This is a genomic window from Candidatus Micropelagos thuwalensis (genome assembly GCF_000469155.1).
GTDB classification, from domain to species: domain Bacteria; phylum Pseudomonadota; class Alphaproteobacteria; order RS24; family RS24; genus Micropelagius; species Micropelagius thuwalensis.
Map to the genome: position 1 here is coordinate 758,261 of NZ_AWXE01000004.1, position 13,742 is coordinate 772,002.

General features: G+C 47.1%; 11 protein-coding genes. 4 read left to right on the forward strand and 7 right to left on the reverse strand.

Annotated features, from left to right (window positions below):
• Positions 1-91: 91 nt before the first annotated feature.
• Complete coding sequence (gene thiC / locus RS24_RS08325) at positions 92-2,020, reverse strand: phosphomethylpyrimidine synthase ThiC (protein ID WP_021777764.1); 1,929 nt, start codon at positions 2,018-2,020, stop codon at positions 92-94.
• 204 nt (positions 2,021-2,224) lie between these two features.
• Here thiC and RS24_RS08330 point away from each other — a divergent pair, with 204 nt between their 5' ends.
• On the forward strand, positions 2,225-3,652 hold the full coding sequence (locus RS24_RS08330; RefSeq protein ID WP_021777765.1) for a leucyl aminopeptidase family protein: 1,428 nt from the start codon (positions 2,225-2,227) through the stop codon (positions 3,650-3,652).
• Positions 3,642-4,523 carry a C40 family peptidase gene (locus RS24_RS08335; protein WP_021777766.1) on the forward strand — a complete coding sequence of 294 codons (882 nt, stop codon included), beginning with the start codon at positions 3,642-3,644 and terminating at the stop codon, positions 4,521-4,523. Before RS24_RS08330 ends, RS24_RS08335 begins: the two co-directional genes overlap by 11 nt.
• Here the strand turns inward: RS24_RS08335 and RS24_RS08340 are convergent.
• The 5 genes from RS24_RS08340 to RS24_RS08360 all read right to left on the reverse strand — a co-directional run bounded on the left by RS24_RS08340 (position 4,520) and on the right by RS24_RS08360 (position 10,949).
• Positions 4,520-6,130, reverse strand: coding sequence for an ABC transporter ATP-binding protein (locus tag RS24_RS08340; protein WP_021777767.1), 1,611 nt, complete (start codon positions 6,128-6,130; stop codon positions 4,520-4,522). The two genes, RS24_RS08335 and RS24_RS08340, sit on opposite strands and share 4 nt — an antisense overlap.
• Positions 6,127-7,167: an ABC transporter permease gene (locus tag RS24_RS08345; RefSeq protein ID WP_021777768.1), complete on the reverse strand. Its 1,041-nt coding sequence runs from the start codon at positions 7,165-7,167 to the stop codon at positions 6,127-6,129. Before RS24_RS08345 ends, RS24_RS08340 begins: the two co-directional genes overlap by 4 nt.
• Positions 7,164-8,261 (reverse strand): microcin C ABC transporter permease YejB, encoded by a 1,098-nt coding sequence (locus RS24_RS08350; RefSeq protein WP_021777769.1) that lies wholly within the window; start codon positions 8,259-8,261, stop codon positions 7,164-7,166. The genes RS24_RS08345 and RS24_RS08350 overlap by 4 nt, the downstream gene beginning before the upstream one ends.
• A 115-nt stretch (positions 8,262-8,376) precedes the next feature.
• Positions 8,377-10,191 (reverse strand): extracellular solute-binding protein, encoded by a 1,815-nt coding sequence (locus tag RS24_RS08355; RefSeq protein ID WP_038300810.1) that lies wholly within the window; start codon positions 10,189-10,191, stop codon positions 8,377-8,379.
• Between the two features lie 50 nt (positions 10,192-10,241).
• Positions 10,242-10,949, reverse strand: a complete 708-nt coding sequence (locus RS24_RS08360; protein ID WP_021777771.1) for a c-type cytochrome — start codon at positions 10,947-10,949, stop codon at positions 10,242-10,244.
• 127 nt (positions 10,950-11,076) lie between these two features.
• Between RS24_RS08360 and RS24_RS08365 the strand changes: the two genes are divergently transcribed.
• The gene (locus RS24_RS08365; protein ID WP_021777772.1) at positions 11,077-11,844 is read left to right on the forward strand and encodes a 3-deoxy-manno-octulosonate cytidylyltransferase; all 768 of its coding nucleotides are present in this window, start codon (positions 11,077-11,079) and stop codon (positions 11,842-11,844) included.
• Positions 11,845-11,904: 60 nt separating this feature from the next.
• The gene (locus RS24_RS08370) at positions 11,905-12,753 is read left to right on the forward strand and encodes a prephenate dehydratase (RefSeq protein WP_021777773.1); all 849 of its coding nucleotides are present in this window, start codon (positions 11,905-11,907) and stop codon (positions 12,751-12,753) included.
• A gap of 8 nt (positions 12,754-12,761) precedes the next feature.
• Here RS24_RS08370 and nudC read toward each other — a convergent pair whose 3' ends face one another.
• Positions 12,762-13,712 carry an NAD(+) diphosphatase gene (nudC, locus tag RS24_RS08375; RefSeq protein ID WP_021777774.1) on the reverse strand — a complete coding sequence of 317 codons (951 nt, stop codon included), beginning with the start codon at positions 13,710-13,712 and terminating at the stop codon, positions 12,762-12,764.
• Positions 13,713-13,742 lie beyond the last annotated feature (30 nt).

Here is a 13,742-nt window from a genome sequence, read left to right on the forward strand (position 1 = left end):
GAAAAATTTTCAAAAGTATTTTAACGTTTAAGTTATCGTTATTCGGTCAATCCATATGATGTTGTCAAATGACTCAAGCTAATTAAACCAATCAGATTTTCTTATAGACCTGACTGCCACCAATCTTGAATTCTGTCGATTTTTCCTGCATGCCCGCGGAGAGCGCGTCTTCGGGAGACATATTGAGTTTCGCCGCATAATCGCGCACATCTTGCGTGATCTTCATAGAACAGAAATGCGGACCACACATGGAACAGAAATGTGCCACTTTCATGGATTGTTTCGGCAAAGTTTCATCATGGAAAGATCTTGCCGTATCCGGGTCAAGCGACAGGTTAAATTGATCATCCCAGCGGAATTCGAAACGGGCTTTTGACAAAGCATTATCCCTGATTTGCGCCCCGGGATGACCCTTGGCCAAATCAGCTGCATGTGCCGCTAGCTTATAGGTAATAATGCCATCTTTCACATCCTGTTTATTGGGCAGGCCCAGATGTTCTTTTGGTGTGACATAGCACAGCATGGCTGTGCCATACCAACCGATTTGAGCCGCACCAATGGCAGAGGTGATGTGGTCATAACCGGGCGCGATATCCGTTGTTAATGGGCCGAGTGTGTAAAATGGCGCTTCATCACACCAGTCCAGTTGCTTATCCATATTTTCTTTGATGAGTTGCATAGGCACATGCCCCGGTCCTTCAATCATCACCTGAACATCATGTTGCCATGCAATCTGGGTTAACTCGCCCAGTGTTTCCAATTCACCTAGTTGCGCGGCATCATTTGCGTCCCAAATAGAGCCGGGGCGCAAACCGTCACCAAGGGAGAAAGACACATCATAAGCTTTCATAATTTCGCAGATTTCTTCAAAATGTGTATAGAGAAAACTCTCTTCATGATGTGCAAGACACCATTTTGCCATTATGGAACCGCCACGGGAAACAATGCCTGTCATACGCTCTGCTGTTAGCGGGACATACCGTAATAATACACCGGCATGGATGGTGAAATAATCCACGCCTTGTTCGGCTTGTTCAATAAGCGTATCACGGAAAATATCCCAGTTCAGTTCCTCAGCGCGCCCGTCCACTTTTTCAAGCGCCTGATAAATTGGTACTGTGCCAACAGGTACGGGTGCGTTGCGCAAAATCCATTCACGGGTTTCGTGAATGTGCTTTCCGGTTGATAGATCCATAATTGTGTCAGCACCCCAGCGAATACCCCATGTCATTTTATCAACTTCTTCACCAATGGAACTGGTGACAGCGGAGTTACCAATATTACCGTTAATCTTTACCAGAAAATTCCTACCGATAATCATTGGTTCACTCTCTGGGTGGTTAATATTTGCCGGAATAATTGCGCGGCCTCTGGCGACTTCATCACGGACAAATTCCGGTGTGATTTCGTCTTGCAGAGCTGCATCAAAGCTTTCGCCGGGATGTTGATGCGCCATCATTTTGGCCATGCGCGCCCCGCGCTCGCCAGTCGCCGCCAAACTCTCAAGATAAGCGGCGCGGTTCTGGTTTTCGCGGATGGCAATATACTCCATCTCAGGCGTTATGATGCCTTTTCGGGCATAGTGCATTTGCGTGACATTTTGCCCTTGTTTCGCCTTGCGCGGTTGGCGCGTTAGATCAAAACGAAGAGCAGCAAGTTTTTCATCTGCTAGTCGTTCCTGACCATATTTTGAGGTCGGCCCGCTTAAATAGTCGGTATCCTCACGATCTTCTATCCATTTTTGGCGGAGTGGAGCGAGCCCTTTACGTATATCGATTTTAGCATTTGGGTCTGTATATGGACCGGATGTGTCATAAACAAATATTGGGGGGTTTTCTTCACCGCCCATATCTGTAGGCGTCTCCGATTGTGAAATTTTACGCATAGGAACCTGAATATCGGCGCGCGAGCCGGTGATATATATCTTCTCGCTATTGGGTAAATGCGCAATAGCGGCTTTATCAACAAGTGCTTTTTCAGCGGCAAAATCAGAGTTTTTGGATGAGCGAGCTTCCGACATTTTAAATTCCTTACGATGAGCCTAAATAGGCAGATTGCCGGGTCGCTTAAGAAAGACACTCCCTGCAGCGGCATTACCCGTAAACAGGTTCAAAGGGTATCATCTCACCGGCCAGAATTTAAATCTGCACGGACCCCCGGTAAACTTATGTTAGATTAATATGTCGCTATGGACAAGCAAACTGTCTATTGACGTAGCCCGTTATTGTCGGTCAATCTTGCAACACTTAATAAAGGCGGATTTGATTTGGAAAATCTTTTTATAGTTGATAAAGGCCGTCCGGCATGTCCGATATATCTCTTAACTAAGCAAAGCCTTAAGGGCTGGCTAGAGGAACATGCCGGCAAACAAGCTGCATGGGTCGAAACCAATCATTTCAAAGCTGCTCACAGTGAAATTCTGCTTCTGCCGGATAAATCTGGTGGCGTTGAGGCGGTTTTGCTGGGGCAGGGCGTAGAAGTGGATATTTTTACCCTCGGCGCTTTATCAAAAGCTTTGCCATCTGGCGTTTACAGACTTGCCCATGAACTTGATAACGGTGATATGGAACTTGCAGCACATGCGTGGTTGATTGGTACTTATCACTTTGACACGTATCTGCCCCAAAAACCAGATTTTGAAGCGCCACAACTTGTTCTACCTAAAGATAGCCGATTGGATAGAATTCAGGCTTTAGGCGCGGCAGTCTTTATGGTCAGGGATCTTATCAACACCCCTGCGGCAGATATGGGGCCGATTGAACTTGAAATGGCTGCACGTAATTTGGCTGAAAAATTCAATGCTGAAATCGAAGTCATTGCCGGGGATGCACTTGTTGAAGCTAACTATCCGCTGATACATGCGGTAGGACGGGCGGCATATGAAGCGCCAAGGCTCATTGATATACGCTGGGGTAATCCCGAAGGTAAAAAACTTGTGCTTGTTGGCAAGGGCGTTTGTTTTGATAGCGGGGGACTAAACTTAAAACCCGGCTCCTATATGGATCTCATGAAAAAAGACATGGGCGGTGCTGCAAATATTCTCGGTCTTGCTAGGGCTGTGATGCAATGTGGTCTCGATGTTAATTTGCGCGTCTTGATTGGGGCCGTTGAAAATGCCATTGGCCCTGAAGCTTTCCGCCCGGGTGATATTCTGCCAAGCAGGCAGGGCATGACAGTTGAAATTGGTAACACGGATGCAGAAGGGCGGCTTGTTCTGGCAGATATGCTGACAGAGGCCGAGAGTGAGCAACCTGATTTAATTATCGATATGGCAACATTGACCGGCGCCGCGCGAACTGCTTTAGGACCTGAAGTTGCCCCGTTTTTTGTACGTCAGGATGCGCTTGCGAATGATCTGGAAGCGGCGGTGCATGCCGAAAGTGATCCGATGTGGCGTCTTCCGCTCTGGGCCGGATATGATGATTGGCTGTCTAGTCGTGTTGCGGATGTTAGAAATATCAGCAATGGACCCCATGCGGGAGCCATAACGGCAGCGCTTTTCTTGTCCAGATTTGTTGATGCACAGACCGATTGGATTCATTGCGATATTTATGCGTGGAATCCTAAATCAAGCCCCGGGCGGCCTGTTGGTGGAGAAGCCCAAGGAATGCGTGCGCTTTTCCGAATGTTGGAGCAAAGGTATGGGCGGTGACAGCAAACCTGATCCACGCTTAAGCCCATGGCGAGATGATCTCGCTGCATCGCATTTGAGGGGCGAAGTGAAGGCTTCGAAATATGTTGATGGCGAGCCTTATTGTGTTTCTGCGCCAGTAACAGCTCTGCGGCGGAGTCCGGCAGATGCTGCCATGATGGATACCCAACTTCTTTTTGGCGAAGGTTTTCGTGTTTATGAAAAACGTGGGAATTGGGCTTGGGGGCAATCTTTGATAGATGATTATGTCGGTTATGTTCTGTCAGGCGATCTACAACCTTATTATGAGACCAACCATATTGTGCGTGTGCCACGCAGTTTTGTTTACCGTGAGCCGGATATTAAATCCCGTCCCGTAATGGCCATTTCTATGGGTGCGCGCTTAAATGTAACCAAACATGAAGGACGGTTTTCTCATATTGAAGATGGTGGGCAGGATGAAGCGACGGGCTGGATTATCAGTGCGCATATTTCTGCCGAAGGTGATTATGCGGATGATTATGTTGCGGTTGCCGAGATGTTTCTTCACGCCCCTTACTTATGGGGCGGACGCGAAAGCCTTGGCTTGGACTGCTCGGCGCTGGTGCAGCTTTCTTTAATGCAAGCTGGATATGCTTGCCAGAGAGACACTTACATGCAGGAAGCCACGCTTGGTCAAGAAATTAAAAAAGATTTCCAGCGCGGCGATTTGGTGTTCTGGAAAGGTCATGTTGGGATATTGCAAAGCCCGCATCAGCTTCTTCATGCCAATGCCAGTTTTATGCAAACTGTATCTGAAGATTTTGAGAGTGCCTGTCAGCGCATTGAGAAAACCGACGGACCGATAACATCTATCCGTCGTCTTTCGGGTTCATCAGCTATTGGTGTTTAGAGGTCAAATGCCGCGCTGATAAGATCGCGCGTATAGGCTTTTTTGGCGTTTTCAAAAATATCGCTTGTTGTTCCGGTTTCAACAACCTTACCCTGTTTCATGACCATAACGCGATGTGACAATGCGCGGACGACTTTCAAGTCATGGCTGATGAAAATATAGGATAGCCCTCTTTGTTGTTGGAGGTCCCGCAATAAAGTTACAATTTGAGCTTGAACTGATCTATCGAGGGCGCTGGTTGGTTCATCAAGCACCACAAGGCGCGGGTTAAGAATAATGGCGCGGGCAATAGCGATACGTTGGCGTTGACCACCAGAAAACTCGTGCGGATAACGATTTGCGCTGTCGGGTTCTAATCCGACATCTTCGAGCGTTTTTCGAACTTTAAAGATTTTTTGATAGCGATTGAGTTCAGGCTCATGCAAGTCCAGACCTTCAGTAATAATGTCGCTTACTGACATCCTTGGTGATAGTGCGCCGAACGGGTCTTGAAAAACAATCTGCATATGTTTGCGGAGATTTCTAAGAGGCGTACCTTTAAGTGCGTCGATGTCTTGCCCTCTGAAATTAATCTGCCCGTCACATCCTGTTAACTTAACGATAGCGCGCCCTAATGTGGTTTTTCCAGAGCCGCTTTCTCCGACGATGCCCAGAGTCTCCCCCGCAGTAAGCGAGAGGTCAATGCCGTCCACCGCTTTCACATAATCCAGTGGCTTGCCGTACCAGTTTTTGGTGCGGGGAAACCAGACTTTAATATTTTGTGCGGCCAAAATAGTCTCAGCCGCCTCTTCGTCAATCAAGTCGGGTTGACCGCTTGGTTCGGCCTCAACCAGCATTTTCGTATAAGGGTGCGCGGGTTTCGTGAAAATATGCTCGGGTTGGCCTATTTCAACAATTTCGCCATCTTTCATGACACATACCTTGTCAGCCACTTGTTTGACCACACCGAGATCATGGGAAATCAGCAACATGGCCATACCGGTTTCTTGCTGGAGTTGTTTCAGTAAAGCGAGAATTTGTTTTTGCACTGTTACGTCAAGCGCGGTGGTTGGTTCATCTGCAATCAGCAATTTGGGATTATTGGCGAGTGCTATAGCAATCATAACCCTTTGGCGTTGCCCGCCTGAGAGTTCATGGGGTAGTGCAGAAAGCCGTTTCTCAGCTTCTGGAATGCCAACTTTATGCAGCAAATCCAGCACGCGGGTTCGTATTTGGGTGCGGCCTGTTTTTGGGTCTAGATTGTCGCCATGAATTTCCAGACATTCGGAGATTTGTTTTTCAATACTATGTAACGGGTTCAGTGAGGTCATTGGTTCTTGAAAAATCATGGCGATGTCATTACCGCGAAGGTTTTTTAAGGCGGTTGTATCAAGACCTGAAATATCTCTGCCCTCAAAACTGATAACCCCCTGACTGATGCGTGCAGAAGGTGGTAGAAGTTTTAAAATAGATAGAGCTGAAACGGATTTGCCCGAACCGCTTTCGCCAACCAGCCCAACGGTTTCACCCGGTGCTATTGAAAAAGACACATTTGAGACGGCGCGGGTTTCCTGTCCCTGATTATGGAAACCGATGGTCAGATTTTCAATTTTGAGTAAATCTGTCATGCGATTGTGTTTCTCGGGTCAAAGGCATCCCGGACGGCTTCGCCAATAAATATCAACAAAGACAGCATAAAGGCGATGGTGAAAAAACCAGTCAATCCAAGCCATGGTGCTTGTAGATTGGCCTTACCCTGCGCCAGCAATTCTCCTAAAGATGGTGATCCGGGTGGTAAGCCAAAACCCAGAAAATCCAGAGATGTTAGTGTCGTGATAGAGGCGTTAAGCAAGAAGGGGAGGAAAGTCAGTGTTGCCACCATTGCATTAGGTAGAAGATGGCGATACATGAGCGTGAATGTACCGACACCCAGCGCGCGGGCGGCGAGTACATATTCAAAATTACGGGCACGCAGAAATTCAGCACGGACAACACCAACCAGTGATACCCATGAAAAAAGCAATAATATGCCGAGAAGTATCCAGAAACCGGGTTCTATGACCGAGGCAATGATAATGAGTAAATATAGAGAAGGGACGCTGGTCCATATTTCGATAAACCGCTGGAACAGCAAATCCGTCCATCCCCCGAAATAGCCCTGAACCGCGCCAGCTGCGATGCCAATAAGAGATGAAAATATGGTGAGTGACAGGCCGAATAAGACAGAAATTCTAAAACCGTAAATCAGCCGCGCCAGCACATCCCGCCCTTGATCGTCAGTACCCAGCCAGTTTTCACCACTTGGTGGTGCAGGGGCGGAAACAGTAAGATCGAGATTGATTGTGTTGTAGGAATATTTAATCGGTGGCCAGAGTATCCACCCTTTATCTTCAATCAGTTTTTTAACATAGGGGTCTCTGTAATCAGCCTCGGTTTCAAAATCTCCACCAAAAGCGGTTTCGGGGTAGCTAAAGAAAACCGGTGCGTAAAGCGACCCGTCATAACGCAATATAAGCGGCTTATCATTGGCAATAAATTCGGCACATAAGGTCACAAGAAACATGACCAGAAATATCCGTAGTGACCACAGGCCGCGGCGGTTGGCTTTAAAACTCTCCCAACGCCGTTGATTAATCGGAGACAAATTTAGCTGAAGTTTCCTCATGTCTCGCGGCTTTCAAAGTCAATGCGCGGATCCATCAGCACATAAGTCAGGTCGGATAGCAGGGTGATAATTAAACCCACTAGGCCAAAAATATAGAGATTTGCGAATACAACTGGATAGTCGCGATTAATAATGGACTCGTAAGATAAGAGTCCAAGCCCGTCGAGTGAGAAAATCGTTTCAATAAGCAGTGAACCGGTAAAGAATGCGCCGACAAAAGCCCCCGGAAAACCCGCTACGACGATTAGCATGGCATTACGAAAAACGTGGTGATAAAGCACCTTTCCTTCACTCAGCCCCTTGGCGCGTGCGGTGGTGACATATTGTTTTGAAATTTCGTCCAGAAATGAATTTTTGGTTAGCAATGTAGTGGTTGCGAAAGCGCCAATGGTCATGGCAAGCACAGGTAGAGAAATATGCCAGAGATAATCAAGAATTTTACCGCCGGTGGAAAGGCTGTCGAAATTATCAGAAGTCAGACCCCGTAAGGGGAACCAGTCAAAATAACTCCCCCCCGCAAAAAGGATAATGAGCAAAACAGCAAATAAAAAACCCGGAATAGCATAGCCAACAATAATCACGCCGGATGTCCAAATATCAAAACTGCTACCACTTCGGCGGGCCTTAGCGATGCCCAGCGGGATGGAGATGAGATAGGTGATAAGTGTGGTCCATAACCCCAGTGAGATGGAGACAGGGAGCTTTTCAGCGATTAATTGGGCGACCGGCACATCTCGATAGAAACTGTTGCCAAAATCAAATTGTGCATAATCACCAATCATAATGAGGAAGCGTTCATGCGCTGGTTTGTCAAAACCGAATTGTTTTTCTAGCTCTTCTATAAAAGCTGGATCCAGACCTTGAGCGCCCCGATATTTACTTCCCCCGTCAAAATTACCGCCGGAGAGATTGTTCATTTCAGATTGCCCGCCTGCAAATCTTGCGGTTGCGCCGACATCATGCCCCTGGAGCTGGGCTATAATGCGTTCTACAGGCCCGCCCGGCGCAAATTGGATGATGGTGAAGCTGATGAGCATAATACCCAGAATGGTTGGAATCATCAGAGCAAGGCGACGCAAAATATAGGCAGCCATTATCCTTTTTCCTCCAAGCTGTGGACTCTATGAAAGAGCATATTCATCACATCCATTATGCCATGAAATCAGAATTTATCATCCCAATATAAAAACGCTTTAAATGCCTAAAAATTTATTGCTGATTGTCTTCATTTGCCCACCAGATGTTTGGAAAGCCATGACTGTAAAGCGGCAGATTACCGGGTCTGCTGATATTGTGCCAATAGGCCAGCCGATGAGTTGGGATATGCCAATGCGGGACAACAAAATGATGCGCCAGAAGAACACGGTCTAGCGCTCGGGTAGCTGTAATTTGTGCTGCCCGATCAGGAGCAAAAATAATATGCTCAACAAGCTTGTCGATGGCAGGGTTTTTAATGCCAATCAAATTGCGTCCGCCCGGACGATCTGCATTTTCGGCACTCCAGTAATTACGCTGTTCATTGCCGGGTGACAGGGATTGGCCGAAACTATGCACAATAATATCAAAATCATAATCCATGACCCGGTTTTGGTACTGGGTCGGGTCTATGGTACGAATGTTTGCCGTGATACCGAGTTTTTCCAGGTTTCTGATGAAGGGCGCAACGATGCGCTCAAATGCCGGTTGTACGAGCAGAAACTCAACCTCAAGAATTTGTCCATTTTTTTGGAGTTTGCCATTCGTGACATTCCAACCAGCTTCCTCGAGAAGTTTTTTGGCTTTTCTCAAATTCTGCCTGAGGGCGTTAGGGTCAAGGTTCTCAGGATTTTTATATTCTTGAGTAAACACCGAAACCGGAAGCTGATCTTTGAGAGGGGTCAGCAATTCTAGCTCTTCTGTTGAGGGTAAACCGGTCGCTGCGAGTTCGGAATTATCAAAATAACTACCGGTGCGAACATATTGCCCGTAAAAAAGCGTGTTGTTCGCCCATTCAAAATCATAGGCATGGTTAAATGCCTGGCGCAGTTTGAGGTCTTTGAATTTATTTTTACGGGTGTTGAAGATAAATCCTTGCATGCCCTGAACGGAGCCATTGGCCGGCATTTCAAGGGTCATTCTCCCATCTTTTACAGCGGGGATATCATATCCGGTTGCCCAGTTTTTGGAGTTATTCTCATTTCTGAAGTGAAGTTCCCCTGCTTTGAAAGCTTCAAAGGCAACGGTGAAATCGCCAAAATAATCATAGCGCACGCGGGCGAAATTATACTTGCCGACAGAAACGTTTAAGTTTTTTGCCCAGTAATCGGGGTTACGGCGATATGTGACGTAGCGGCCTGTCTCGAATGTGTCGATAATATATGGCCCACTGCCTATAGGCGGTTCCAATGTTGTTTTTTGAATATCTTTACCTTCACCCGTCCAATAATGCTTGGGCAAGACAACGAGTTGCCCAACGATTTGTGGTAATTCCCGATTGCCTGATTTTCGGAAAGTAAATTTAACGATGTTTTCTGAGATGGCCTCAACGCTCTCTACATCGGCATAATAAGCACGGTAGAATGGGTGGTTGGTAGTCAGCGTCTCGAAGCTCCAAACAACATCGGCTGCCTTGACGGGGACACCGTCATGAAAACGCGCACGCTCATCAAGAGTGAATGTCACAGAGGCGTAATCATCGGGATGCGATATTGATTTTGCGAGCAAGGCGTATTGCGTGCCGGGCTCATCTAAACTGGAGGCTGTCAGCGTATCGTATATTAGGCCAAGCCCCTGTGCTGGGGTGCCTTTGAGAATATAAGGGTTAAAACTGTCAAAACTGCCATAGGCTGCTTCGCGCACTTCGCCTCGCTTGGGTGCATTTGGATTAACATAATCAAAATGAGCAAAATCCGGTTTATATTTTGGGTCGCCGAAAAGAGAAAGCGCGTGACGCGGTGAGTCAGCATAAGCAGGAAACATGACAGCCTGAAAGACAATGACGAGCAAGCTGAAGGCGAAAAGAAATTTTTTTGAAGAAAGAAACATCAGAACAAGCTAAGACCAAAAAGAGCCATCAGCAAGAGAGGTATAGAGATTTATTCTGTTTGCGATTCCGTGACCAAATCTGAAAACATATCCTCAGTTGCATCAGCAATAGGCTCGATTTGGGACTCATCTTCATCTTCGGGGATTGCTTCAATTTGAGTTTCTGCGGCAGGTTCTTCAACTGGGGTAACTTCTGGCTCGGCAGTAGGCGGTGTGTATCCGGCTGTAAAATCTGTCGGCGTGTCGCTCTGAGCGTTTAGATAGGCAATTATGGCTGCCCGGTCTTGGGGTTTTCTCAGACCCGCAAAAGCCATTTTTGTTCCAGCCGCATATTTTTTCGGGTTTTCGAGGAAGCCGTTCAGAGCGTTATAATCCCAGTTTCCCTCCATCTCGTCGAGTGTACCGGAATAGACAAATCCACCAACACTGGCTATGTCACGATCTACAATGCCCCAAAGTGCAGGGCCAATTTTGTTTGCGCCACCCTTTTCAAAGGCATGGCAAGAAACACATTTCTTAGCGACCTTCGCGCCCTTCTCGACTGAAGCAGTTTGAAGCAGCGCCAGAATATCAACTTCTGGTTCGGCAGTTGCTGTTGATGACGAAACCGCATCTACTTCTAAGCCTTCAACAATGTAGGCGTTGGCATCGGCAGTCTCGACATGAAACAGAATGTCGCCCAAATTTTGCACACCAAGATAGACCAATAGTGTGAAGAAAACGGCGCCAGCAATTTTGTTGAGTTCGAAGCTATCCATGACGTTCTGTAGACCTTTAATTCCCGACCAGAGTATGTAAATTTAATACCTCTTTACCGCGCTAAAAACTTGCGGCGAAGCGTCGCACAATGTAGTGAAGTGCAAGATCTCACCGAGGATTTATCAGATGACTGAAATAAATAAAAAGTTAATCGTCACAATACCCGCCAGATTGGCGGCAACACGATTACCTAATAAACCTCTGGCAGATATCCATGGTCGTCCGATGATTGTGCATGTTTGGGAACGTGTTGTGGCGGCTATCGGGTCTGGTGATCAAGTCATTGTCGCTGCAGGTGATGCCGAGATTGTTGATGTGATGCAGTCTGTCGGTGGACGGGTTGTGTTGACTGACCCTGATTTACCCTCAGGTTCCGACCGCGTTTTCAGGGCAATACAAGAAATTGAGAAACAAGACGGTATAACGCTTGAGCATATTATTAATGTGCAGGGCGATTTACCGACATTGGCACCTGAACTTGTTAAAAAAACCGCTGATCTTTTGCAGGATGGCTCGGACATGGCCAGCCTTGTGGCCGAAATCAAAGACCCGAGAGAAATTGATAATCCGAATGTTGTTAAGGCTGTTGTGAGTTGGGATGAAGCGTCAACTGAGCAAGAAAAAGTTGGGCGGGGGCTTTATTTTACCCGTGCGGCGGCTCCGTCAGGGGATGGCCCATATTATCATCATATCGGGATTTACGGCTATCAACGCGATGCGCTGGAGAAATTCGTGAATTTACCACCATCAACTCTGGAAAAGAGAGAAAAACTAGAGCAACTAAGGGCGCTTGAAGACGGTATGACAATTCGTCTGGCCTGCGTTGACACTATTCCTTTGGGTGTTGATACTCATGAGGATTTGGAGAAAGCCCGTAAAATTCTACAAGCATAATTTCAGCAATGATTTAAACAGTGGTGACTGCGCTGAAATGTTTACTCGTAAAGGTGTATGATGACACAAAAAGATAAACCAATCGCTTTTCAAGGTGAAATGGGTGCCAATTCCCATATCGCTTGTAATGATATTTTCCCTGATAGAGATGTATTACCCTGTACGACTTTTGAAGGTGCATTTAAGGCTGTGGAAAACGGGTTGGCTGCGTTGGCTGTCTTGCCTGTTGAAAATACTGTTGCCGGACGTGTTGCGGATATTCACCGACTTTTGCCGGGTTATAATCTTTATATTATCGGAGAATATTTCATGCGCATACGTCACTGCCTTTTGGGGCTTTCGGGCGCGTCAGTTGACGGGCTGACGCATGTACGTAGCCATGAAATGGCATTGGGACAATGCAGGCATATTATCAATGAATTAGATCTGGAGCCCGTGGTTAGTGCAGATACGGCTGGATCAGCGCGTGAAATTGCCGAGCTGAATGACCCTGCTCTGGCGGCTATTGCCAGTCCGCTTGCAGCCGAGATCAACGGGCTTCAAATTTTCAAAGAAAATATTGAGGATGCCAAGCATAATACCACACGGTTTTTGGTCATGGCACCCGAGCCAGATGATGCCGAACCCAATTCCGGTGATGTTATTACAAGTTTCATCTTCCGATGCCGCAATGTTCCTGCTGCGCTTTACAAGGCGCTGGGGGGCTTTGCGACAAATGGGGTCAATATAACTAAGCTGGAAAGTTATCAAATTGAAGGTAGTTTCATGGCAACCCAGTTCTATGCGGATATTGAAGGCCATCCCGATGATGAAGCTGTCAGGCTTGCTTTGGACGAATTAAATTATTTTTGCTCGGAGCTTAATATTCTGGGTGTCTATCCGGCGGCTGAGTTTCGCAAAACAATGTGACATTGCTTTTAGCCCTTCATCTCCACAAATGCTTTGATGAGGTGATGGGCGATTGCCAGAGAAGGTGGAATATCAAATTCTGCCGTGCCGTTGAAAGCGTTTTTTATTTCTGTAACGCTAAACCAACGCGCTTCTGCCAGTTCTTTCTCGTCCACTGAAATCGTTTCGTTTTCAGCTTCAGCTAAACAACCAATCATCAGCGAGCTTGGAAATGGCCAAGGCTGGGTTGAATGATAGTGCACTGAACTAATTGCGACACCGGCTTCTTCCATAGTTTCACGAGCGACAGCTTCCTCAATTGTTTCGCCGGGTTCCATAAAGCCCGCTAAAGCGGAAAACAGATTTTCCGGCCATCCAGCCTGTCTTCCGAGCAGACATTTATCGCCAAGATAAGGCAACATGATGACAACCGGATCGGTTCTTGGAAAATGGTCTGCTTCACAGGAGATACAAGTGCGTTTATAGCCGCCTTCAGCGATGACACTTTTGGCACCGCATTTGGAACAAAAGCCATGCGTGGCATGCCACTCCAGTAGCCCTTTGCCTTGCGCAAGTATGGCCAGTTCTGTTGCAGGCATGTCGCCGACCATGGCTAGGGTACGCAAATTTTCAAAAACACCACCCGCACGGCACAGCGCATCAAATGGAGCCGTTTGCTCTGGAGCTTCGAGCAGGCTGATATCAACAGCAAAGCGGGGCGCGTTATTTCTGTTCAGTCCAAGAAAAATAACGTCATTATTGAGAAAAGCTGAAATTGCAGCTTTTGGGAGCCAGGCTACATCTCGCCCCTGTCCTGCGGCGGCTTCAGGCAATACCAGGGTATCTCCGCGCCAAAGAGGAACAAACAGGGCATCATTTGCAGCTATTTGTGAGGCCAGCCATGCCTCATCTGTTCTTAAATGACCCGCACGATCAAGCGGGTTATTAGCAAACATATTCAATCTTTGCGTGAGGGGCATTGAGAACTCCAAAAATCCTGAATGAGAAGG

Excerpts from the sequence above, each read along its gene's own strand:
- thiC (WP_021777764.1), bottom strand. The coding sequence starts at position 2,020 with ATGTCGGAAGCTCGCTCATCCAAAAACTCTGATTTTGCCGCTGAAAAA.
- RS24_RS08335 (WP_021777766.1), top strand. The coding sequence starts at position 3,642 with ATGGGCGGTGACAGCAAACCTGATCCACGCTTAAGCCCATGGCGAGAT.
- RS24_RS08340 (WP_021777767.1), bottom strand. The coding sequence starts at position 6,130 with ATGACAGATTTACTCAAAATTGAAAATCTGACCATCGGTTTCCATAAT.
- RS24_RS08345 (WP_021777768.1), bottom strand. The coding sequence starts at position 7,167 with ATGAGGAAACTTCAGCTAAATTTGTCTCCGATTAATCAACGGCGTTGG.
- RS24_RS08350 (WP_021777769.1), bottom strand. The coding sequence starts at position 8,261 with ATGGCTGCCTATATTTTGCGTCGCCTTGCTCTGATGATTCCAACCATT.
- RS24_RS08355 (WP_038300810.1), bottom strand. The coding sequence starts at position 10,191 with ATGTTTCTTTCTTCAAAAAAATTTCTTTTCGCCTTCAGCTTGCTCGTC.
- RS24_RS08360 (WP_021777771.1), bottom strand. The coding sequence starts at position 10,949 with ATGGATAGCTTCGAACTCAACAAAATTGCTGGCGCCGTTTTCTTCACA.
- RS24_RS08365 (WP_021777772.1), top strand. The coding sequence starts at position 11,077 with ATGACTGAAATAAATAAAAAGTTAATCGTCACAATACCCGCCAGATTG.
- RS24_RS08370 (WP_021777773.1), top strand. The coding sequence starts at position 11,905 with ATGACACAAAAAGATAAACCAATCGCTTTTCAAGGTGAAATGGGTGCC.
- nudC (WP_021777774.1), bottom strand. The coding sequence starts at position 13,712 with ATGCCCCTCACGCAAAGATTGAATATGTTTGCTAATAACCCGCTTGAT.